We start from the raw sequence: 20,610 nt of genomic DNA, 5'->3' as shown, positions 1-20,610 counted from the left end.
AAGGGCGGCATGGCCGCGCCCTGGAGCTTTGTCATGCTGGAAACCCATCAAGTGGCTGAACATCACCCCAAACTCGGCGAATTCGGTTACGCCGGCGATGATCACGTCGTGCCCTTCGAGGTCGGCCCGCTCGATGTGCGCGGCCGCACCGTGCAGCTCGGGCCGATGCTCGATGCGATCCTTGGCCGCCATGATTATCCCGAGCCGGTCGCCCGGTTGCTGGCGGAAGCCTGTGTGCTGACGGTGCTGCTCGGCACCTCGCTCAAGTTCGAGGGCAAGTTCATCCTGCAGACCCGCACCGACGGGCCTGTCGACATGCTGGTCGCGGATTTTTCCACCCCCTCGGCGCTGCGTGCCTATGCGCGCTTCGATGTCGACCGGCTGGAGGCGCTGATTGCGGCCGGCGAGACCTCGCAGCAGACGCTGCTCGGCAACGGTGTGCTGGCGCTGACCATCGACCAAGGTGCCCACACGCAACGCTACCAGGGCATCGTCCAGCTCGACGGCGAGACCCTGGAAGAGGCCGCGCGCACCTATTTCCGCCAGTCGGAGCAGATCCCGACCGATCTCCGGCTTTCGGTCGCCAAGCTTTTGACGCCCGGCCCCGGCGGCGCGCGCGAGCAGTGGCGGGCGGGCGGCATCCTGGCGCAGTTCCTGCCGCAGGCCTCCGAGCGCATGCGCGTTCCTGACCTGCCCGGCGGGGATGGCGATCCGCGCGAGGAGATCCACGATCCCACAGACAATTCCTGGCAGGAATTACTGGCGCTGCTCGGCACCATCGAGCCGACCGAACTGATCGATCCGACCATCGGCGCAGAGCGGCTGCTCTATCGTCTGTTCCACGAGCATGGCGTCCGCGTCTTCGGCGGCGTTCCCGTCGCCGATCAGTGCTCATGCTCCCGCGACAAGATCCGCGGCATCCTCGAGGGCTTCTCCGCGCAGGAGATCAAGGACAGCACCGAGGACGGCGGCATCCACGTCGCTTGCGAGTTCTGTTCGACGCAATATGACTTCGACCCGGCGGAATTTACGACTCAGTAGGGTTCTTGTTTCTCCCCGTTCTACGGGGAGAAGGGGCCCAAGAGCGGATGAGGGGCGGCGCTGCCCCTCATTCCTGCCGGACATTTCTCGCCGTATAGTGACGGGGAGAACGACGCTGTCGCCGATTTCGCCTCGTCTAATTCACCGTCCGCCTTGTCCCCGGCAGGTCGAGTGAGAAGGCGGGGATGGCGATGTCGAATGTCTCGCCCCGCTCGTTGCGCATGGTGTAGTGACCGACCATGATCCCCGACGGGGTCGAGAGCGGACAGCCCGACGTGTATTGATAGCTGTCGCCGGGATTGAGTTCGGGCTGATCGCCGACCACGCCGGCACCTCGCACTTCCTCGACCCGGCCGGCGCCGTCGGTTATGTGCCAATAGCGCGACAACAGCTGCACGAATTCGTCGGACTGGTTGTCGATCGTTATCTGGTAGCCCCAGACATAGCGGTTTTCCGAAGGATCCGAGCGGTCCTCGAGATAGAACGGCCTGACCTGCACTTCGATGTTGCGCGTGACGGCGCGGTACATGAGCGGCTCCAAAACAAATCCGGTGTGGAACATTCGGCGCTCTTTGCGGTTCGATCAACCGTGCGCGTCCGAGTTGCTGTCCCTGAAGGGCAGGTGCCGACAAACAATGTCATTTGAGTGACACATGACAATGATGGTGTGCACCAGCAATGCCGGGCGACTCGGGCGCTCTGTCGAACTGTCGAAAACGGCCGCCAAGCGGGCCGGGTTTTCTGGAGTGACCGGATATCGATGGAACTCGCTCTCATAACCGGCTCGCTTTCGATCGCTCTTATCGCCTCAAATCTCGCCAGCATCCTGCTCGCCTGCTCGCGCCTGAAACGGCGCGCCGCCATCGCGCCGCCGGCCGGCAAGCCGCTGCCTGTCTCGATCGTCATCCCGGCGCGCGGCGTCGAGCCGTTTACCCATGAGACGCTTGAGCGCGCTTTCTCGCTCGACTGGCCGCGCTACGAACTGATCTTCTGTGTCGCCCATGCCGACGACCCCGCGGTCAAGCCGATCCGCGCCGCGATTGCCCGCTTTCCAGCCGTGCCGGCCCGCCTGCTCACCGGCGACGACCGCATCAGCGCCAACCCGAAACTGAACAACTGCGTCAAGGGCTGGGAGGCAGCGCGCCACGACTGGGTCATTCTCGCCGATTCCAACGTGCTGATGCCGAAAGACTACGTCCAGCACCTGATGGCGGCATGGCGGCGGGACACCGGCCTGGTTTGCTCGACGCCGATCGGTTCGCGGCCCGACGGCTTCTGGGCAGAAGTCGAATGCGCTTTCCTCAACACGCTGCAGGCGCGCTGGCAATATGCCGGCGAGGCGCTTGGCCTCGGCTTTGCCCAGGGCAAGAGCATGTTGTGGAACAAGCAGATGCTCGACGCCAATGGCGGCATCCGTGCGCTCGCCGCCGAGATCGCGGAGGATGCCGCGTCGACCAAACTGGTCAACAGGCTCGGCCTGCGCGTCAATCTCGTCGCTTCCCCCTTCGAGCAGCCGCTCGGGCAGCGCATGCCGGGCGATATCTGGTCGCGCCAGGCCCGCTGGGCGCGCCTGCGCCGCGTCACCTTTCCGCTCTTCTTCGCGCCCGAGATCCTGACCGGCGTGGCGGCTCCGCTCGTGCTGGCGCTGATCGCCGCGGCCAGCGCCGGCGTCAGCCTGCCCATGACAGCGCTTTGCGTGCTGGCGCTCGCCTACCTGCCGGAATGCATGCTCGCCTCGGCAAAGGGCTGGTATCTGTCGCCGCGCATCGTCACCGCGATGATCGCACGCGACCTGATGTTGCCGGCGATCTGGATGCGCGGTTGGCTGGGCGGGGCCGTCGACTGGCGCGGCAACGCCATGACCATCGGCACCAAGGCGGCCGAGCTCGAAGAGACGCCCTCCCGCGCTTGATGTCGGCGGTTCAGCTTGATGTCGAGGAAGGTTATCGTATATACAAAAATTGTTGAACCAGGCTCTATTTTTGTGTATACATAACCTATGGAGCGCCCCCACGGCGATGCTGTTCGAGTGGGATGAAAACAAGGCAAAGACAAACAGGGCCAAGCATGGCGTGGATTTCGCGATCGCTCCGTCCTTCGATTTCGCCAATGCCGTTATCCGGCTCGATGACAGCGAGGATTTTGGCGAGGATCGTCTTGTTGCCATCGGTCTGATCGAGGCTGGCGTTTATGTGATGGTCTATGTCGAGCGAAGCCATGCGATCCGCGTAATTTCGCCACGCAAGGCAACGAGACAGGAGATTACGGACTATGTCGAAAACCTCTAAGACGATCGTGCGCCGCGAGGCTACTCCCCCAAAGCAGTCGCGCGCTGATGCTTTGGGGCTCGCCAGAAAGGCGCTTGGCGCGAGGACCGACGAGGAAGATGCTGCGATCACTGCCGCCGCCGAGGCCGATCCGGATGCGCAGCCGACCGATGCCGCTTCGCGCCGCAAAGTTGGCCGACCGCCGCTTGCGCGACCCAAACGTGCGGTACAGTTGCGCCTCGACGCCGATGTTGTCGACCGTTTCAGGGCCGGTGGTGATGGCTGGCAGACGCGCATGAACGAAGCATTGCGCAAAGCGGCAGGCCTGTAGTCCTCGGTCTGCCACCAGTCCTCATCGGGCCTTCAACGCCTGCGCGATGTCGTCCAGCAAATCGTCGGTATCTTCCAACCCGACCGACAGCCTGAGCGTGCCGGGTCCGATGCCGAGCTCGGCGCGCGCTTCGTCGCTGAGGTTCTTGTGCGTCGTCGTCGCCGGATGGGTGATCAGGCTTTTGGCGTCACCGAGATTGTTCGAGATCAGGACGATGTCGAGCGCGTTCTGCAAGGCGAAGGCACCCTGCTTGCCGCCCTTGACGTCAAAGCAGATCAGGGTGGAGCCGCCCGACATCTGCTTCTTCACGACGTCAGCCTGCGGATGGTCGGCGCGCCCGGGATAGATCACGCGGGCGATCTCCGGCTGCTCGGCCAGGAAATCGGCGATCTTGCCGGCGCTCTCCGTCTGCTGGCGCACGCGCAGCGGCAGCGTTTCCAGGCCCTTCAGCAGCGTCCAGGCATTGAACGGCGACAGGCTGGGGCCGGTATGGCGGAAATAATCGTGCAGGTTCTCGTCGATCCACTTCTTGTCCGACAGAATGACGCCGCCGAGACATCGGCCCTGGCCATCGATGTGCTTGGTCGCCGAATAGACCACGATATGCGCGCCGAGCTGCAACGGCTTCTGCTGCAGCGGCGTGGCGAAGACATTGTCCACGACCAGCCGCGCGCCGATCGAATTGGCAAGCGAAGCGACGGCGGCGATGTCCACCACCTCAAGCGTCGGGTTGGTCGGGCTTTCCAGGAAAAACAGCTTGGTGTTGGGCCGAACCGCCTTTTCCCAATTGGCGATGTCGGTGCCGTCGACCAGCGTCGCCTCGATGCCGTAGCGCGGCGCCAGCGTCTCGACCACCCAGCGGCAGGAGCCGAACAGGGCGCGCGCCGCAACGATATGATCGCCGGCCTTGACGCTGCACAGGAGGGCTGCCGTCACCGCCGCCATGCCGGACGCGGTGGCGCGCGCGTCCTCGGCGCCTTCGAGCGCGCACATGCGCTTCTCGAACATGTCGACGGTCGGATTGGCGTAGCGCGAATAGATGAAGCCCGGTTCCTCGCCCTTGAAGCGGGCTTCGGCGGCTTGGGCCGTCTCATAGACATAGCCTTGGGTCAGGTATATCGCCTCGGAAGTCTCGCCGAAGCCGGAACGCAGGGTTCCGCCATGCACGAGTGCGGTCTGAGGCTTCCAGTTGCGCGTCTTGCTCGTCATCGTCCTATCCAAACACAAAAAAACCGGCCGCGAAAAAGTCGCAACCGGTCCATGCGGCCTTGCGGCCCGACGGTCCTTTAGCGACTTGTTTAACGTGGCTGCAAGCCGACCGGCCAAATCACCACGGGATAACGACCCTTTAGACCCGCGCCACGCTTGCGTCAATTGCCGGCTTCATTAAGAGACTTGTACCAGCAGAGCGGAGCCAGACTTTGCGGCAGACAGGAATTCTTCCCGATCAGGACATTGCGGCGCTGTTCCAGTCCGGCGCGCTGAAGTCGTCGCGTGCGCTCGACGCCGACCAGATCCAGCCGGCCAGCCTCGATCTGAGGCTCGGCGACAAGGCGTGGCGGGTGCGCGCGTCCTTCCTGCCGGGTCCCAACCACAAGGTCAGTGAAAAACTCGACCGGCTGAAGCTGCACGAGATCAGCCTGGCCGACGGCGCCGTTCTGGAAACCGGCTGCGTCTACATCGTGCCCCTGCTCGAAAGCCTGGCGCTGCCGGCGGAAATTTCGGCGTCCGCCAATCCCAAGAGCTCGACCGGGCGGCTCGATATCTTCACCCGCGTGATGACCGATCGCGGCCACGAGTTCGACAAGATCGCCGCCGGCTATCATGGTCCGCTCTATCTCGAAGTCAGCCCACGCACCTTCCCGATCGTCGTGCGCGCCGGCTCGCGCCTTTCGCAGATACGCTTCCGCACCGGCAATGCGCTGCTCTCGGAAGCAGAGTTGCATCAATTGCACCGGGCCGAAATGCTGGTCGCCACCGAACCGCCGAACATCTCCGGCGGCGGCATCGCATTGTCGATCGATCTCAACGGCGACAGTGACGGGCTGGTCGGCTATCGCGGCAAACACCATACCGGCCTCGTCGATGTCGACAAACGCGCGGCGCAGGAGATCGTCGACTTCTGGGAGCCGATCCACAAGAGCGGCGCCGGCGAGCTGGTGCTCGATCCGGACGAGTTCTACATCCTCGTCAGCCAGGAAGCGGTGCATGTGCCGCCGCTCTACGCGGCCGAAATGACGCCCTTCGATCCGCTGGTGGGCGAGTTCCGTGTCCACTATGCCGGCTTCTTCGATCCGGGTTTCGGCCATTCGGCGGCCGGCGGCACCGGCAGCCGCGCCGTGCTCGAAGTGCGCAGCCATGAGGTGCCGTTCATCCTCGATCATGGCCAGATCGTCGGCCGGCTGGTCTACGAGCATATGCTGAAGCGGCCGCAGGCGCTTTACGGCACCGAGCTCGGCTCGAACTACCAGGCGCAGGGCCTGAAGCTGTCCAAGCACTTTCGCGCCGCGCCCTGAACGCTCATCACCGTCAGGCAAGATACTTGCCTGCGCCGGCTCGCCATGCTTGGCTGCCTCGCCGGCCGCCGACGTGGCGGCGCTCAAGGGGAATGAAAATGCAGATTTCGAAATGGATAATATCGGCGGCGGCCGCCGCCATGCTGACGCTTGGTGCCGGCGCCCTGTCGGCGCATGCGGCGGAGAAAATCAAGATCGGCACCGAGGGAGCCTATCCGCCGTTCAACACCATCACGCCCGACGGCAAGGTCGAGGGCTTCGACATCGACATCGCCAACGCCTTGTGCGCGCAGATGAAGGTCGAATGCGAGATCGTCACCCAGGACTGGGACGGCATTATCCCGGCGCTGCAGGCCAAGAAGTTCGACGCCATCATCGCTTCGATGAGCATCACCGAGGAGCGCAAGAAGCAGGTCGCGTTCACCCACAAATATTATACGACGCCGCTGTCGCTCGTCGCCCTGAAGGACAGCGACATCGCCTCGACCGAACCGGCGGCACTCACCGGCAAGACGGTCGGCGCCCAGGCGGCGACCACGCAGGCCAATTACGCCCAGGACGTCTATGGCAAGGCCGGCGCCGAAGCGAAGCTCTATCCGACCCAGGAAGAGGCAATCACCGATCTCCAGAACGGCCGCCTCGACGCCGTCCTTTCCGACAAGTTCGTGCTGATGGACTGGATGAAGAAGGCGAGCGACGGTTGCTGCAAGATGGTCGGTGACGTCAAGGGCACCGAGACCGAAGCCGGCATTGCCGTGCGTCTCGAGGATACGGCGCTGCGCGACAAGCTCAACGCAGCCATTGACGCCATCGTCGCCGACGGCACCTACAAGAAGATCCAGGACAAGTATTTCGACTTCGATATTTATTGAGATGGAAGCTGCCGATCTCCTCCCACCAGGGAGGAGATCACGCTCATCTCACAGCGCCTTCACCGCCACTTTCACCGGCTGTTCGATTTCGAGCGGATTGCGCAGCGGCAGGCCGAAATCGCCGGCCTCGATCTCGAACACGTCGCCGGCCTCGGTCTTGATGCCGTCGGCGAAGGACAGGGTCGCGGTGCCGAACATGTGCACATGCACGTCGCCCGGCTGGCGGAAAGCCGAATATTTGAAATGGTGGTGTTCGAGATTGGCGATGGTGTGCGACATGTTCGCTTCGCCCGACAGGAACGGCTTTTCCCACATCAACTTGCTGTCGCGCCAGATGCGTGAGGAGCCCCTGATGTCGGCGGGCAGGTCGCCGACCAGGATCTCCGGTCCGAAGGAAGCGTTGCGCAGCTTGGAATGGGCGAGAAAGAGGTAGTTCACGCGTTCGGTCACATGATCGGAAAATTCGTTGGACAGCGTGAAGCCGACCCGGAACGGCGCGCCGTCGTCGCCGATGACATAGATGCCGGCAACCTCGGGCTCCTCGCCGGCATCCTTGGCGAAGGCCGGCGACAGGAGCGCGGCACCCGGCGCCACGGCCATCGTGCCATTGCCCTTGTAGAACCATTCCGGCTGCACCCCGATCTGGCCTTTCGCGGGTTTGCCGCCTTCCAGCCCCATGCGGAACATCTTCATGGAATCGGTGAGCTGCTCCTCGCCGTCGGTGCTGAGCTTCTTGTGCATGGAATCGCGCGTCGCCGCCGAGCCGAGATGCGTTAGCCCCGTGCCGGTCAGATGCAGATGCGCCGGATCGGGATGATTGATCGGCGACAGCAGCCGCCCCTTCTTGTAGGCGGCGTCGAGATCGACGGTCTCGCCGAGCCCCTTGCGTTCGATCAACGCGGCAAGGCCGACGCCGGTACGAGCGGCTTCCATCGCCAGCGAATAGACGCTGCGTGCGCCGTTGATGATCCGGGTCTTGCCGCCTGTGCGGGCAACGACACGGATGGTCTCGGCGTCGTCGAGAATCTGCGAGATCAGCATGATCAGTCCTCTCTCATATGTCTTGGCATGGCTGCCTTCTGGCAAACCCTGACCTGCGCGGCTCGGACTGGCCGTGCCACGGGTTGAACTCTTCGTCCGGATTGCGCTCGCGAGCCCGGTCCCTGAAGGACTTCTTCAAGCCGGCGAATTGCCGGCAGCGCCGCGACCGTATGCCTCCTGCTTGCCTCGCCTGAAACCTGTTCAGGCCTTGTTCTTGTTGTAGACGTCGAAGATCACGGCGCCGAGCAGCACCAGGCCCTTGACCACTTGCTGCCAGTCGACATTGACGCCCATGATCGACATGCCGTTGTTCATCACGCCCATGATAAAGCCGCCGACCACCGCGCCGATGACCTGACCGACGCCGCCCATCGCCGAGGCGCCGCCGATGAACACCGCGGCGATGACGTCGAGCTCGCTGCCGAGGCCTGCCGCCGGCACGGCCTGGCCGAGACGCGCCGCGATGATCAGGCCGCCAAGCGCCGACAGCACGCCCATATTGACGAACACGTAAAGCGTCAGCCGCTCGGTCTTGATGCCCGACAGCTGCGCGGCCTTGGCATTGCCGCCCATCGCATAGATGCGGCGGCCGATCGTCATGCGCTTGGTGACGAAGACGAACAGTGAGATCAGCAAGCCCATGACGAGCAGCACCACCGGCAGGCCCCGATAGCTGGCGAACTGGTAGACCAGGAACAGCGCCAGCGCGCTGCCGACCAGCGTCTTGATGACGAACAGGGTAAACGGCTCGGCCTCATAGCCGTGGCGTTCGCGTTTGCGTCGCGTCCGCAGCCCGAAATAGGCATAGGCCAGCACGGCGATCAGGCCCAGCACGATCGTCGTCATGTGCAGCGTCAGGCCGCTGCCCATAATCGTCTTGCCGGCTGCATTCACCGTTGGCGGGATCAGCGTCAGCGGTCCGATGACATCTGGAATGAAGCCGGAGCTGAGTGCCTTGAACTCGGGCGGCAGCGGTCCGACCGAAGATCCGCCGCCGAGCAGCGCCTGGCAGATGCCGCGGAAGATCAGCATGCCGGCCAGCGTCACGATGAAGCTCGGTATTCGGTGATAGGCGATCCAGTAGCCTTGCGCCGCGCCGATGAGGCCGCCCACGATCAGGCAGACGATGGAGACCACCAGCGGGTTGCTGAATATGCCGAGAGGCCAGATCACCATCATCATCGCCGCCAGCGCGCCGATGAAGCCGGCCACGGACCCCACGCTGAGGTCGATATGACCCGATACGATGACCAGCAGCATGCCGAGCGCCATCACGATGATGAAGGAGTTCTGCTGCACCAGATTGCTCAGGTTCACCGGCTTGAACAGCGTTCCCGAGGTGGTGAACTGGAAGAACACCATGATGGCGATCAGCGCCAGGATCAGGCCGTATTCGCGCAGGTTCGTCGCCAGCGCCGATACGGCGATGCGTGGACGCTGCCCTACATCTTCGGCGACGTTGCTTTGCGGGGCGGGGGCGCTTTCCGTGCTCATGCTGCTTTTCCTTCTCCCCGAACGATGGCGCGCATTATTCTTTCTTGGCTTGCGTCCGCCGCGGGCATTTCGCCGACGATGCGGCCTTCGTTCATGACATAGATGCGGTCGGTGATGCCGAGCAGTTCTGGCATTTCCGACGAGATGACCACGATCGCCTTACCTTCGGCCGCAAGGCGCGCGATGATCGTATAGATTTCATATTTGGCGCCGACATCGATGCCGCGCGTCGGCTCGTCCAGGATCAGCACTTCCGGGTCGGCGAACAGCCATTTCGACAGCACCACCTTCTGCTGGTTACCGCCGGAAAGATTGCCGGTCATCTGATAGACGCTGGAGGCGCGGATGTTGGTCTGCTTGCGATAGTCGTTGGCGACGGCAAGCTCGCGCAAATCGTCGATCACGCTGTGGCGCGACACGCCGCCGAGATTGGCCAGCGTAATGTTGTGCTTGATATGGTCGATGAGATTGAGGCCGTAGGTCTTGCGATCCTCGGTCACATAGGCAATGCCGTGTTCGACCGCCCTGCTCACAGAGGAGACGTCGATCGGCTTGCCCTTGAGCAGCACCTCGCCGGTGATGCGGCGCCCATAGGAGCGGCCGAACAGGCTCATGGCGAATTCGGTTCGCCCGGCGCCCATCAGCCCGGCAATGCCGACCACCTCGCCCTTGCGCACATTGATGTCGATGCCCTTGATCACCTGCCGCTCGGCATGGAGCGGGTGATAGACCGACCAGTTCTTCACCTCGAACACGACCTCGCCGATATCGGGCTCGCGCGGCGGATAGCGGTCGTCGAGCGAACGGCCGACCATCGAGGTGATGATGCGGTCTTCCGAGATGTCCTTCCTGGACAGCGTCTCGATGGTTCGTCCGTCGCGGATGACGGTCACCTTGTCGGCGACCCGGTTCACCTCGTTGAGCTTGTGCGAGATCAGGATCGAGGTCATGCCTTGTCGCTTGAATTCGAGCAGAAGGTCGAGCAGCGCCTGGCTGTCCTTTTCGCTGAGCGACGCCGTCGGCTCGTCGAGGATCAGGAGCTTGACCTCCTTGCTCAGCGCCTTGGCGATTTCGACCAGCTGCTGCTTGCCGACACCGATATTGGTGATCAGCGTCTTGGGGTCCTCCTTGAGGCCCACCTTCTTCAGCAGGGCGCTGGTGCGCGCCTCGTTGGCATTCCAGTCGATGACGCCGTATCGGGCGTGTTCGTTGCCGAGGAAGATGTTTTCGGCGATCGACAGCATCGGCACCAGCGCAAGCTCCTGGTGGATGATGACGATGCCCTTGCGTTCGCTGTCATGAATGCCTTTGAACTGGCATTCCTGGCCCTGAAAGATGATCTGGCCGTCATAGGTGCCGGAGGGATAGACGCCCGACAGCACCTTCATGAGCGTCGATTTGCCGGCGCCGTTCTCGCCGACCACGGCGTGGATCTCGCCTTCCTCGACCCGAAGGTTGACGTTCGACAGCGCCTTGACGCCGGGAAACGTCTTGGTGATGTCCTGCATCTCCAAAATCGTCGAGGCCATGGGTAAAGTGCTCCTGCGAGACCCGCAACAATACCGGGGTCGCTGGTGAACGAAAAGGGGCCCTGCGTTGCGCAGGACCCCTGGCTATACAACCGAATTTACTTCAGTTCGTCGGCCTTGATGTAGCCGGAGTCGACGACCAGGGCCTGGTAGTTCGACTTGTCGACCTCATGCGGCGTCAGCAGGATCGAGGGAACGACCTTGACGTCGTTGTTGTAGGTCTTGGTGTCGAGGCCTTCCGGCTTGCCGCCCGAGAGCACCTTGTCGACGAGCTCGACGGTGGCCTTGGCCAGTTCGCGGGTGTCCTTGAACACGGTCGAGTACTGCTCGCCCGAGATGATCAGCTTGACCGAGGCGGTCTCGGCGTCCTGGCCGGTCACGATCGGCCACGGCTGGGCCTCCGTGCCGTAACCGACAGCGCGCAGCGAGGCGGTGATGCCGCGCGACAGGCCATCATAGGGCGACAGAACGCCATCGACGCGGCTGCCGTCCGAATAGTTGGCTGACAGCAGATTGTCCATGCGCGCCTGGGCGGTGGCGGCGAGCCAGCGCAGCGTGCCGACCTTGTCCATGCCGGTCTGGCCGGACTTGATCTTGATCGAACCGTCATCGATCAGCGGCTGCAGGACGGAAATCGCGCCGTTGTAGAAGAAGAAGGCGTTGTTGTCGTCGGGTGAGCCGCCGAACAGTTCGACGTTCCACGGCTTGGTATTCGGGAAGCGCTCCTTGAGGCCCTTGACCAGCGAATTCGCCTGGATCACGCCGACGCCGAAATTGTCGAACGTGGTGTAGTAGTCGACATTGGGCGTCTTCTTGATCAGGCGGTCATAGGCGACGACGACGACGCCGGCATCAGCGGCCTTCTGCAGCGCATCCGACAGGGTGGTGCCGTCGATCGAGGCGATGATCAGCGCCTTCGGACCCTTGGTGATTTCGTTTTCCAGCTGGCTGAGCTGGTTGGGGATGTCGTCCTGCGCATATTGCAGGTCGACCGTATAGCCCAAAGCCTCGAGCTGGGACTTGACGGCATCGCCGTCGTTGATCCAGCGCTGCGAGGTCTTGGTGGGCATCAGCACGCCGACGAGACCCTTGTCGGCGGCGTGCGCCGAATAGGTCATGGCAGCGATGCCAAGGGCCGCGACGGCGGCCAGCGTCTTGATGATCTTCACAATTACTCTCCCTGGTTGATGGACGCGACACCTCGGGGCTTCGCGGGCCGCGCAGGCGAGCAGGAGCGCAAGCGCCGCTGTCGTCTATCGATCTCCGGTATCCTCCCAATCGGCCCTGGGACTGATTTCAATCGACACGATTTTCCTCGTCATCGACTGGCACGCCCCAGGACGCGCGAAGGGTGTGTCCCTTTGCCATAACTGTCAAATGCGATCTTTGATGATTGCTATACCGAAACTGGTATACGTTGACGCTAAACTCAAGGGCATTGGGAGCGAAGGGAAATCAATGGCAACGTTGCGCAATCCTGGCGGGATTTCAGAAGGTTACGAGGTGCTCCCCGGTGACGGCGAGACCCTGCTGCGCAGCGGCCTCAGCCTGCGCCATATGCGCATGATCGTTGCACTGGACGATCACGGCCGGGTCAGTTCCGCCGCCCAGGTCATGAATATCTCACAGCCGGCGGCCTCGCGCATGATCGCCGAGATGGAAGCCGTGCTGGACGTCACGCTCTGCGAAAGGCTGCCGCGCGGCGTCACCTTGACGCCCTATGGCAAGGCGCTCGCCAGGCGCGCGCGCTCCATCCTCTTGGAGATGCGCGAGGTCGATCGCGAGATCTCCGAACTCAAGGCGGGCAAGGGCGGCTCGGTGTTCCTTGGTGCGGTGACGGCGCCCGCGATCGAGCTCGCGGTGCCGGCGATCCGCGAAATCCGCCGCATCTACCCGCGCATCGAGATCACCATGCAGGTCGAGACCTCCAACGTGCTGGCGCGCGAGTTGATCGCGTCGCGCCATGACTTCATCATCGCGCGCATCCCCGACGATCTCAACCCGCGGCTGTTCGAGTCCCGTGTGATCGGCGTCGAGAAAGCCTGCCTGATCGTGCGCCGGGGCCATCCGCTGACCGAGGGCAAGGCGGTGCGGTTGGAGGAGACCGCGGCCTATGACTGGGTTTTCCAGTCCGGCGGCTCGCCGCTGCGCCAGGCCATGGAGAGCAATTTCCTGAACCGCAACATCGCGCTGCCGGACCGCATCCTCAACACCAGTTCGCTGCTCCTGACCCTGGTCATGGTCGCGCACTCCGACGCCATCGCGCCGGTCTCGATCCAGGTGGCGAAATTCATCCAGAATCCCGAAGGGCTGGCCGGCGCCATCGATGTCGTCCAGACCGAATTCGACATCGAGGTCCGGCCCTACAGCCTGATCACAGTGAAGAACCGCGCCCTGTCGCCGGCGGCAAAGATGCTGCATGACTTCATCCTGCGCGAAGTGGGATGACCGGAACAAAAACCAGGTAAGTGCGTTCAAAGGCCAATCGGCGTTCGCGCCGGAGCTCGTTTTGAGCCGGGGAACGATGCGCCGATGATAAACAACTCGGGAGATTTTGATGGAACGTCGGTTGTTTCTTACTGGAATGCTTGGCGTCGCGGGGGCCGTTGCTTTTGCAGGCCTGGCCAGGCCCGGCACAGCAGTTGCCGGGGTCCCGAACGGCAACGGAATCCTTGACGAGCTCGACAAGGACGACCTCGACAGGGCTGATGCGGCCGTCTTCGAAGGAGACGATCAAGCCGAGGTGGAGCAGATCTCGCATCGCCGGTGGCATCGCCGGCACCGTCGTCATGGGCGCCGCCGCGCCTGGCGCAGGGTCTGCCGCAGCTATTGGCGCCGCGGCCGCCGCCATGTCCGCTGCTGGCGCAGGCGCGTCTGGGTTAGTGTTTGGCTCTAAAACGATACCGGGAAAACGGCTGGAGCGGTTTTCCCGGAATTGCGCGAGAAACCGGTAGTTGGAGCGGCTTGGTAAGGGCTCAAACCCTTGCTGCGCAGACTGGAGCGGGTAGAGGGAATCGAACCCTCGCGTTCAGCTTGGGAAGCTGACAGGCTACCATTACATCATACCCGCGCAGCAGCCTCGTTACCATGAGGGCTGGCCATCGGGCAATCGCAAAGCGGCTCACTTTCCACACGGTACCGTCCCAGCGACCGGCGCGCCGCATGCCGGTTCCGCCTGCTATTTCACTTTCGCGATCTCGGTGCCGGCTGCAAAGCTCGGCCAGTATCTCGAGATGGCGAGTGCGGCGCCCGCGGAAGAGAAGTGACCATAGTCGAAATAGAGAAATTGCTTGTTGCCGGCATCGGCATACGAGCAGCCTGCGGCGTCGCACAGATAGGTCAGCGGGTCTATGAAGTCAGCGCCTTTGACGAAGGGCAGAACCCGCTTGTTGATGTCCGGATCCATGGCCATCGGCCAGGACATGTTCGCGGTATCTCCTCGTCTTGCGAAGAAGGCGATTTTCTGGACGTCGGCGATGAATTCGGGAGACTGGCCGATGACGTAGACCTTGACGCCCATCTGGCGAAGCCGGTCGATCGTCTTCTGGAGACCGCCGAAGCCCCTGACCTCGTAGTCGGTCCATCGGCCACTCAGGATCACGGCCTGAATGTTGGCTTCGCGGATGATCGACAGGGCCCGCTCGTTGAAGCTGGTACAGGCAGGTCGGGCATAGGAAAAATAGGTCAGGTCCGGGGGGCAGCCGGCATAGGTGTATTGGATGACGTTAGCCTGGATTTTCTGGGCGTTGGCTTCAAGTCCCGAGACATAGTGGGCGGCGAAGGAATCGCCCCATAACAGCACATTGGTGGCAAAGCCGCTCGTTCGGGTGCAGGCGGCAAGGTTCCAGTCCTCGATCCGGTTCGAGCCTTCGTTGAAGCAGATGCCGTTGCGCCAGTCGCCAACCTGGATCCGTTCCGTTGAAAAGTCCGGGAAGCGTTGCGGAAAACCGTTGCCGAGCGCCCCGGCCACGCCGCCGACGCAGAACAGGACGATTGCCGTCGCGGAAAAGGCGAAGATAGGCAGCGGTGCGGTGTAGGCCCGTTTCCGCCGAAACGGCTGCTCGACATATGTCCACGAGAACGCCGCCAGGGCGAAGCTTGCCACGGTCATGGCGATGATCGTCGGCACGCCGATGGCTTTCAGCGAAACGTAATGGACGAAGGAATTGATCGGCCAATGAACGAGGTAGAGCGAATAGGAAATGAGGCCGATCCAGACCAGCGGAGGAAACTGCAACACCCGCGTGGCGATGGTTGCCGGCCCCTGTTCGCCCGCCCTTTCGTGGCCGGCATAGATGAGCAGGGCGGTGCCGATGCAGGGGAACAAGGCATTGTAGCCCGGAAAGGGGTCGCTCTCCGAAATCGTGACGAAGCCGAAGGCGACCATGGCAAAGCCGGCGAGGCCGATCAGTTCCATTGCCGGCCGGCTGGCAAGTGCCGGCGGCTTTCTCAGCATCAGCATGGCCCCCAGCGCCAGTTCCCAGATGCGCGTCGGCAACAGGTAGAAACCCGCCGTGGGCGCCATCGAGGTCGCCATGACCGCCAAGGCGAAACTGCCGATCGCGATCGGCAGCAATATCGTCAGCCAGCGTTTCGAGGCATAGCGATAGATCAGGTACACCAGTATCGGCGCGAAGATGTAATATTGCTCTTCGACCGAGAGCGACCATGTGTGCAGCAGCGGCCGCAGCTCGGCGTCGATCGAGAAATAGTTCGTCGTCTTCCAGAAATAGATGTTCGACCAGAAGGTCGAGGCCGCGATGACGCTGAGGCTGAATTCGTGCAGGTCCGATGGCAAAAGGATGAACCAGGCGGCAGTGCCTGCGAGCACGATGACGAAGGTCAGCGCCGGCAGGATGCGCCGCGCGCGGCGCCAATAGAAGCGGCCGATCGAAAACTGGCCGCGTTCGAGATCGTCGAGCAGGCTGCCGCTGATCAGATAGCCCGATATGACGAAGAAGATGTCGACGCCGGTGAAGCCGCCTGGGATGGCGGACAAGCCGAAATGAAAGAGGACGACAGGCAGCACCGCTATGGCCCGCAGGCCGTCGATGTCGCGTCTGTAGTTCATGCGGCCGGTCCGCGCGCCATGGCCGGCGGCAGTCGTGGCGCACCCGGTTCACCGGCCCATGCGGCGGCATTGCCGCGATGCGAGAAAGCCTTGATTCTCGATCCCACTTTGTTCGTCCTCTCCGGTGCAATTTGCTGCACCGCAACATCGGTGTCAAGGCGAATGCTGGAGGGCCGAAGCCGGTTTGGGCTGGCGCCGCGGATCAGGCGCCGGGCAGGTAGATCACGGCGTATTCGTCCGCGTAGGCCCGCTTCCAGCCCAATTCCTCGAAGAAGGGAATGCGGGTGTCGCCGGCCGCCAGCAGCGCCCAGCCTATGGCGTATTTCTTCAGCCGGGCCTCGAGCAGTGGTTTGCCGTCACTGTGTCCGGTCGCGTCGTCGGCTTTCGTGAACCCGTCCAGGAACAGCTGGTCCGTCCTGCCGTCGATGTAGGTCTTGATCCCGTGGAAGATCAGCGTGCCGCCGAAATTGTAGGAATTCAGCACGTTGCCGGACAGGTGCTGATCCCTTGCGAAGGCGAGTGCTCCGCTGGCGGACGTCTTCGGGCTCGGCGCGATCTGTTGGACGCTGCCGAGGACCGAGACCGCGCCGATCAGCAGGACTGCCACCGCGCCTGAGATGGCGTAGTAATGCCTGGCGAAGACTTTTTCCAATCCGTCGCGCTTTTGCGCCAGCCAGGTCGCGGCTGAAAGTGCAGGATATTGCTGTGCGACCTCAACCATGATCACCAGCGGAACCAGCAGGAAGAACAAATACATGAACCGCTGGTGGCTGAGATAGGCATGCAGAGTGAAGACGATGAACAGCGCCTTGGCCCAGCCGATCCGCAGCCGTGACACCAGCAGCCCGAAAAGCGCCAGCAGCATCACGGCTTCCTTGATGAGTTCTTCCTGGGCGTTGAAGGGCCGCCACTCCAGGATAAGCGGCACCGCCTCGTTGCCATAGGCGACGGTAAGCGTCGCCAGGATGGCCTTGACGCCATAGGGATGGACCAGGCTGACCACTGGGCAAAGCAGGCCGAACGCGACCCATTTCGCCAAAAGAGCTGGTTTCGACAGGCCTGTGCGCGACAGGAGATACAGACCGGTAAAGCCGGCGATGACGAAGCTCAAGGTGAATGTGGCATGCAGGTTCGCCCACAACACGACGAGCGCGAGCAGCCACGGGGATGGCGCTCTTTCCTCCTGCGCCGCGCGAAACAGCATTGCCGTCCAAATGACGATGATCGGCAACGTGAAAACGTGGGGGCGCGCCGTATAGATCGGGGCGACAAGGAAAGCCGCGACGAAAGCCAGCACCACCGCTAACACCGGCTTCAGCCATGCGCTGAGGAACCATCCCATCAGGAAGACTGTCAGGCCGATCGTGGCGATGATCAGCGTGACGACGCCATTCCAGCCACCGGCGCCATAGGCGAGCGCCAGAAGCACCTGCCCCAGCCATTCCTTGGCGATCCAGGGCTGGCCGGCGAAGGTATAGGAATAGGGGTCGACGGTCGGAAATGTCCGGTTCGCCAGGAAATCCAGCCCGACCTTCACCTGCCACCAGCTGTCAGGATCCAGAAGGAGGGAGTTGGCATGCCTCATCAGCACGTAGGCAACGGTGCAGGCGCAGAAAAGACAGAACAACAGCCTGCTGCGCTGTGCATCCTCGAGCGACGGCGTAGCCATCGCGATTGCCGTGGCTTGGTTCATGTCGCGGCTCCCGGCCATTTCGCGTTCGTTCCGGTCGAGAGGTCCCGTTGCGGCCGGTCGATCGTCGCCTTAGCCACGCGCGGCTCTCTTCACCATTTCCTGGAGGCGGTGGACAGGCAGGTCCTGGTTTTCGACGGCCACATCGCTTCGCGAAACGATCTCGTTGACGAAATAGAGCGGCCGCCGCTTCGTCTCCATGTACATCCGGCCGAGATATTCGCCGAATATGCCGAGCACCAGAAGCTGAACACTGCCCAGGATCAGCATGATCGCGGCAAGGCTGGTCCAACCCGGCAGCACGTTTCCCAGCGACCACTCGAGCAGCGTATAGCCGAGCACGACCATCCCCAGCACGCCGGAAAGCATTCCCAGAAGCGAGGCAAACCGCAACGGCGCGATGGAAAAGCTGGTCATCGCATCGACAGCCAGGAGGACCATCTTCTTGAGCGGATAGTGGGTGGCGCCGGCGAAACGCCGTTGCCGCTCATAGGAGAAGGCGGCCTGTCTCAGCCCAATCCAGCTCACCATGCCGCGAATGAACCTGTAGCGCTCCGGCATGGCGTTCAGATGGTCGAGGGCGCGGCGGCTCATCAGCCTGAAATCACCGGTGTCCGGCGCGATCTCGACGTCGACCATCCGGCGCAGCAGCCGGTAGAACATCGACGCGGAAGCCAGCTTGAACCAGCCTTCGCCATCACGCTTGGCCCTTTGACCGTAAACGACATCGAAGCCTTCATCCATCTTGGCCATCATCGCGCCGAGCAGTTCAGGCGGATCCTGGAGATCGGCATCGAGAATGAGGATGCGCTGGCCCCGGCAGAACTCCAGCCCCGCGCTCAGCGCGATCTGGTGGCCATAGTTGCGGGCAAGGTCGATGGCGACGACATGGTCGTCCTTTTGCGCCAGTTCGAAAACGGCCTCGCGGGTGCCGTCGGTCGCCCCGTCGATGACGAGCACGATCTCGTAGGAAGGGTTTTGCGCCAGGCAAGCGGCGGTGACGCGTCGGTGAAGCTCAGCCACGCCGTCCCGCTCGTTATAGCACGGCACGACAACCGAAAGCATGACCGCGCGGCGCGCGCCGATTTTTTCCGCTTCCATCAAAGCCTGGCTCCCGCTCCAGGAATGGCAATAGCGGCAATTGGTTAGAAAACAGATAAGCCGGCCGCGATCAGCCGCCACCGGCTGCTCGCCTGCCATGCGCCTATGGTCGCCGGCTTGGTACCAGGGCACGATCCGCGTTAACGAGTTCCTTCGGAGCCTTCGACTGCGCGCTGTTGACGGAGCCTTGAACGGATAAACCCGCCTGTGCGGCGGGTCCCTGGCGCAACTCAGCACCATAGCCAAATATCTACCATAGTTGCCCTCACCCCGTCAAGGAAAAAATTCCTATCATGAAAAGCCGGCGGCACCGCCGGACCGGCCGTCATAGGCTTTGTCAGCCAGGTTCAGAGCCTTGGCCCGCCCGGCTTGAAGCGGGGCGGCCAAGTGCGTATTTCTGATCCTGTCGCCGAATCGGGCGATCAGAGCCGGAGACAGGTCTTGTCCGCATTGACGCGCTTTCTCGGCGACACCCCGCTCAGGGTACTCCTGAAGTTGCTGGTGGTGTCGTTCCTCGTCGGCCTCGTCATGACCGCCTTCGGCTGGTCGCCGATGGACGTGCTCTATGGCATCCGCAAATTCTTCCTGGATCTCTGGAATCTGGGCTTCCATGCCATCGACCGCTTCCTGGGTTATATTCTGCTGGGTGCGGCGATCGTGGTTCCGGCGTTCATCCTGCTCAGAATCGCCAACTACAGGAAATAGCGGTCAGGCGTAGTCCGCCGCCGCCTCGAACAGAATGGCGTGGCGCGCCGCGAGCGCGGCTACGTCGGTAGAATAGCCGCCGCCGATGACGCCGCATAGCGCGATGCCGCGCGAGCGGAAGTGACCGATGACCATGGCGTCGCGGGCACGAAGCCCGTCGTTTGAAAGCGCCAGCCTGCCGAGCCGGTCCTCGACATGGACGTCGACGCCGGCATTGTAGAAAACGATGTCCCAGCGCGCATGGGCGGACAGCTCCGGCAAGATGGCGATCAGCCTTTCGAGATAGGCGGCATCGCCCGTGCCGTCGGGCAGTGCGACATCGAGGTCGGAGGCGATCTTGCGCGCGGGATAGTTGTGCTCGCCATGCATGGAGAAGGTGAACACGCGCGGATCGCCGGCCAGGATATCCGCCGTGCCGTCGCCCTGATGCACATCCAGATCGACCACGAGTATGTTCCGCGCCGCGCCTTCGGCGAGCAGCACCAGCGAAGCGACGGCGACGTCGTTGAAGGTGCAGAAGCCCGCGCCTTGCGCGCGCCGCGCATGATGGCTGCCGCCGGCGGTGTTGCAGGCGATGCCGTGGCGCAAGGCCAGCCGGGCCGCCAGTACGGTGCCGCCGGTGGCGAGTTGGGCGCGCAGCGAGACGCGTGGGCCGACCGGAAAGCCGATCTCGCGTTCGATCTTGTCCGGCACCGAACAGCTGATGACCTGGTCGACATAGTCGGCCGCATGGGCAAGCTTCAGCCATGGCGCCGGCGCCGCTTCCGGCATGCTGAGCGCCCCCTGCATGGCCAGTCCGCGTGCGCGCAAGGCTTCCATCAGCAGCGGATATTTGCTCATCGGAAAGCGATGGTTGACGGCGAAGCCGGCGTCGTAGTCGGGGTGATGGACGATCTGGAGGGACATGGACCGGATCCGGCGGCTCGCGCCAGACCGGAATTTCGGTTGGCCG

At 62.9% G+C, this 20,610-nt stretch carries 19 protein-coding genes, 1 tRNA gene and 1 riboswitch; of the genes, 8 read left to right on the top strand and 12 right to left on the bottom strand.

What is annotated here, in order from left to right; translation table 11 throughout:
- The first annotated feature begins 9 nt into the window (after positions 1-9).
- A complete protein-coding gene (locus tag FJ428_RS20545) occupies positions 10-1,041 on the top strand; it encodes an Hsp33 family molecular chaperone (protein ID WP_140496636.1) in 1,032 nt (343 codons plus the stop codon).
- Between the two features lie 136 nt (positions 1,042-1,177).
- Here the strand turns inward: FJ428_RS20545 and apaG are convergent, their stop codons facing one another.
- Entirely contained in the window at positions 1,178-1,570 is a 393-nt protein-coding gene (gene apaG, locus FJ428_RS20540) for a Co2+/Mg2+ efflux protein ApaG (protein WP_140496634.1), read from the bottom strand.
- 231 nt (positions 1,571-1,801) lie between these two features.
- On the opposite strand from apaG, the gene FJ428_RS20535 reads away from it, so the two are divergent.
- From FJ428_RS20535 to FJ428_RS20525, 3 genes are all read left to right on the top strand, one after another.
- Positions 1,802-2,953 carry a ceramide glucosyltransferase gene (locus FJ428_RS20535; RefSeq protein ID WP_140880023.1) on the top strand — a complete coding sequence of 384 codons (1,152 nt, stop codon included), beginning with the start codon at positions 1,802-1,804 and terminating at the stop codon, positions 2,951-2,953.
- Between the two features lie 106 nt (positions 2,954-3,059).
- Complete coding sequence (locus FJ428_RS20530; RefSeq protein WP_140564808.1) at positions 3,060-3,329, top strand: BrnT family toxin; 270 nt, start codon at positions 3,060-3,062, stop codon at positions 3,327-3,329.
- On the top strand, positions 3,313-3,639 hold the full coding sequence (locus tag FJ428_RS20525) for a BrnA antitoxin family protein (protein ID WP_140496628.1): 327 nt from the start codon (positions 3,313-3,315) through the stop codon (positions 3,637-3,639). Before FJ428_RS20530 ends, FJ428_RS20525 begins: the two co-directional genes overlap by 17 nt.
- A gap of 21 nt (positions 3,640-3,660) precedes the next feature.
- Here FJ428_RS20525 and FJ428_RS20520 read toward each other — a convergent pair whose 3' ends face one another.
- Positions 3,661-4,848: an O-succinylhomoserine sulfhydrylase gene (locus tag FJ428_RS20520; RefSeq protein WP_140513257.1), complete on the bottom strand. Its 1,188-nt coding sequence runs from the start codon at positions 4,846-4,848 to the stop codon at positions 3,661-3,663.
- Between the two features lie 57 nt (positions 4,849-4,905).
- Positions 4,906-4,983: riboswitch (SAM riboswitch) on the bottom strand.
- A 77-nt stretch (positions 4,984-5,060) separates the two neighbouring features.
- Between FJ428_RS20520 and FJ428_RS20515 the strand changes: the two genes are divergently transcribed.
- Together FJ428_RS20515 and FJ428_RS20510 are read left to right on the top strand one after the other, a co-directional pair.
- A complete protein-coding gene (locus tag FJ428_RS20515) occupies positions 5,061-6,155 on the top strand; it encodes a 2'-deoxycytidine 5'-triphosphate deaminase (protein ID WP_140496624.1) in 1,095 nt (364 codons plus the stop codon).
- Positions 6,156-6,253: 98 nt separating this feature from the next.
- Complete coding sequence (locus tag FJ428_RS20510) at positions 6,254-7,027, top strand: ABC transporter substrate-binding protein (RefSeq protein WP_140496622.1); 774 nt, start codon at positions 6,254-6,256, stop codon at positions 7,025-7,027.
- 48 nt (positions 7,028-7,075) lie between these two features.
- On the opposite strand, the gene araD1 is transcribed toward FJ428_RS20510, so the two are convergent.
- From araD1 to chvE, 4 genes are all read right to left on the bottom strand, one after another.
- The gene (gene araD1, locus FJ428_RS20505) at positions 7,076-8,068 is read right to left on the bottom strand and encodes an AraD1 family protein (RefSeq protein ID WP_140496620.1); all 993 of its coding nucleotides are present in this window, start codon (positions 8,066-8,068) and stop codon (positions 7,076-7,078) included.
- Between the two features lie 201 nt (positions 8,069-8,269).
- The gene (gene mmsB, locus FJ428_RS20500) at positions 8,270-9,562 is read right to left on the bottom strand and encodes a multiple monosaccharide ABC transporter permease (protein WP_140496616.1); all 1,293 of its coding nucleotides are present in this window, start codon (positions 9,560-9,562) and stop codon (positions 8,270-8,272) included.
- Positions 9,559-11,091: a multiple monosaccharide ABC transporter ATP-binding protein gene (mmsA, locus tag FJ428_RS20495; protein ID WP_140496613.1), complete on the bottom strand. Its 1,533-nt coding sequence runs from the start codon at positions 11,089-11,091 to the stop codon at positions 9,559-9,561. Before mmsA ends, mmsB begins: the two co-directional genes overlap by 4 nt.
- Before the next feature lie 98 nt (positions 11,092-11,189).
- Positions 11,190-12,260 (bottom strand): multiple monosaccharide ABC transporter substrate-binding protein, encoded by a 1,071-nt coding sequence (chvE, locus tag FJ428_RS20490; protein WP_140496611.1) that lies wholly within the window; start codon positions 12,258-12,260, stop codon positions 11,190-11,192.
- Between the two features lie 289 nt (positions 12,261-12,549).
- Between chvE and FJ428_RS20485 the strand changes: the two genes are divergently transcribed.
- Positions 12,550-13,539, top strand: a complete 990-nt coding sequence (locus tag FJ428_RS20485; protein WP_140496609.1) for a LysR family transcriptional regulator — start codon at positions 12,550-12,552, stop codon at positions 13,537-13,539.
- Here FJ428_RS20485 and FJ428_RS20480 read toward each other — a convergent pair.
- The 5 genes from FJ428_RS20480 to FJ428_RS20455 all read right to left on the bottom strand — a co-directional run bounded on the left by FJ428_RS20480 (position 13,517) and on the right by FJ428_RS20455 (position 18,953).
- On the bottom strand, positions 13,517-13,882 hold the full coding sequence (locus FJ428_RS20480) for a hypothetical protein (protein ID WP_140624801.1): 366 nt from the start codon (positions 13,880-13,882) through the stop codon (positions 13,517-13,519). The two genes, FJ428_RS20485 and FJ428_RS20480, sit on opposite strands and share 23 nt — an antisense overlap.
- Before the next feature lie 205 nt (positions 13,883-14,087).
- A tRNA-Gly gene (locus FJ428_RS20470) sits at positions 14,088-14,161 on the bottom strand.
- Between the two features lie 108 nt (positions 14,162-14,269).
- Positions 14,270-16,162, bottom strand: coding sequence for an acyltransferase family protein (locus FJ428_RS20465; protein ID WP_140880022.1), 1,893 nt, complete (start codon positions 16,160-16,162; stop codon positions 14,270-14,272).
- A gap of 202 nt (positions 16,163-16,364) precedes the next feature.
- Positions 16,365-17,855: a hypothetical protein gene (locus FJ428_RS20460; protein ID WP_140880021.1), complete on the bottom strand. Its 1,491-nt coding sequence runs from the start codon at positions 17,853-17,855 to the stop codon at positions 16,365-16,367.
- A 69-nt stretch (positions 17,856-17,924) separates the two neighbouring features.
- Positions 17,925-18,953, bottom strand: a complete 1,029-nt coding sequence (locus FJ428_RS20455) for a glycosyltransferase family 2 protein (protein ID WP_140513269.1) — start codon at positions 18,951-18,953, stop codon at positions 17,925-17,927.
- A gap of 441 nt (positions 18,954-19,394) precedes the next feature.
- Between FJ428_RS20455 and FJ428_RS20450 the strand changes: the two genes are divergently transcribed.
- Positions 19,395-19,658 carry a DUF6460 domain-containing protein gene (locus tag FJ428_RS20450; protein ID WP_140496599.1) on the top strand — a complete coding sequence of 88 codons (264 nt, stop codon included), beginning with the start codon at positions 19,395-19,397 and terminating at the stop codon, positions 19,656-19,658.
- Positions 19,659-19,661: 3 nt separating this feature from the next.
- Here FJ428_RS20450 and FJ428_RS20445 read toward each other — a convergent pair whose 3' ends face one another.
- Positions 19,662-20,564 carry a histone deacetylase gene (locus FJ428_RS20445; RefSeq protein ID WP_140496597.1) on the bottom strand — a complete coding sequence of 301 codons (903 nt, stop codon included), beginning with the start codon at positions 20,562-20,564 and terminating at the stop codon, positions 19,662-19,664.
- Between the last annotated feature and the right edge of the window lie 46 nt (positions 20,565-20,610).

Origin of the sequence: Mesorhizobium sp. B2-8-1 (assembly GCF_006440955.1) — a bacterium.
In the GTDB taxonomy this organism is placed as follows: domain Bacteria; phylum Pseudomonadota; class Alphaproteobacteria; order Rhizobiales; family Rhizobiaceae; genus Mesorhizobium.
The sequence above is the reverse complement of the archived record's forward strand: the minus strand, read 5'-3'. Positions and strand labels throughout refer to the sequence as shown.

Excerpts from the sequence above, each read along its gene's own strand:
- FJ428_RS20545 (WP_140496636.1), top strand. The coding sequence starts at position 10 with ATGGCCGCGCCCTGGAGCTTTGTCATGCTGGAAACCCATCAAGTGGCT.
- apaG (WP_140496634.1), bottom strand. The coding sequence starts at position 1,570 with ATGTACCGCGCCGTCACGCGCAACATCGAAGTGCAGGTCAGGCCGTTC.
- FJ428_RS20535 (WP_140880023.1), top strand. The coding sequence starts at position 1,802 with ATGGAACTCGCTCTCATAACCGGCTCGCTTTCGATCGCTCTTATCGCC.
- FJ428_RS20530 (WP_140564808.1), top strand. The coding sequence starts at position 3,060 with ATGCTGTTCGAGTGGGATGAAAACAAGGCAAAGACAAACAGGGCCAAG.
- FJ428_RS20525 (WP_140496628.1), top strand. The coding sequence starts at position 3,313 with ATGTCGAAAACCTCTAAGACGATCGTGCGCCGCGAGGCTACTCCCCCA.
- FJ428_RS20520 (WP_140513257.1), bottom strand. The coding sequence starts at position 4,848 with ATGACGAGCAAGACGCGCAACTGGAAGCCTCAGACCGCACTCGTGCAT.
- FJ428_RS20510 (WP_140496622.1), top strand. The coding sequence starts at position 6,254 with ATGCAGATTTCGAAATGGATAATATCGGCGGCGGCCGCCGCCATGCTG.
- araD1 (WP_140496620.1), bottom strand. The coding sequence starts at position 8,068 with ATGCTGATCTCGCAGATTCTCGACGACGCCGAGACCATCCGTGTCGTT.
- mmsB (WP_140496616.1), bottom strand. The coding sequence starts at position 9,562 with ATGAGCACGGAAAGCGCCCCCGCCCCGCAAAGCAACGTCGCCGAAGAT.
- mmsA (WP_140496613.1), bottom strand. The coding sequence starts at position 11,091 with ATGGCCTCGACGATTTTGGAGATGCAGGACATCACCAAGACGTTTCCC.
- FJ428_RS20485 (WP_140496609.1), top strand. The coding sequence starts at position 12,550 with ATGGCAACGTTGCGCAATCCTGGCGGGATTTCAGAAGGTTACGAGGTG.
- FJ428_RS20480 (WP_140624801.1), bottom strand. The coding sequence starts at position 13,882 with ATGACGACGGTGCCGGCGATGCCACCGGCGATGCGAGATCTGCTCCAC.
- FJ428_RS20465 (WP_140880022.1), bottom strand. The coding sequence starts at position 16,162 with ATGAACTACAGACGCGACATCGACGGCCTGCGGGCCATAGCGGTGCTG.
- FJ428_RS20460 (WP_140880021.1), bottom strand. The coding sequence starts at position 17,855 with ATGAACCAAGCCACGGCAATCGCGATGGCTACGCCGTCGCTCGAGGAT.
- FJ428_RS20455 (WP_140513269.1), bottom strand. The coding sequence starts at position 18,953 with ATGGAAGCGGAAAAAATCGGCGCGCGCCGCGCGGTCATGCTTTCGGTT.
- FJ428_RS20445 (WP_140496597.1), bottom strand. The coding sequence starts at position 20,564 with ATGTCCCTCCAGATCGTCCATCACCCCGACTACGACGCCGGCTTCGCC.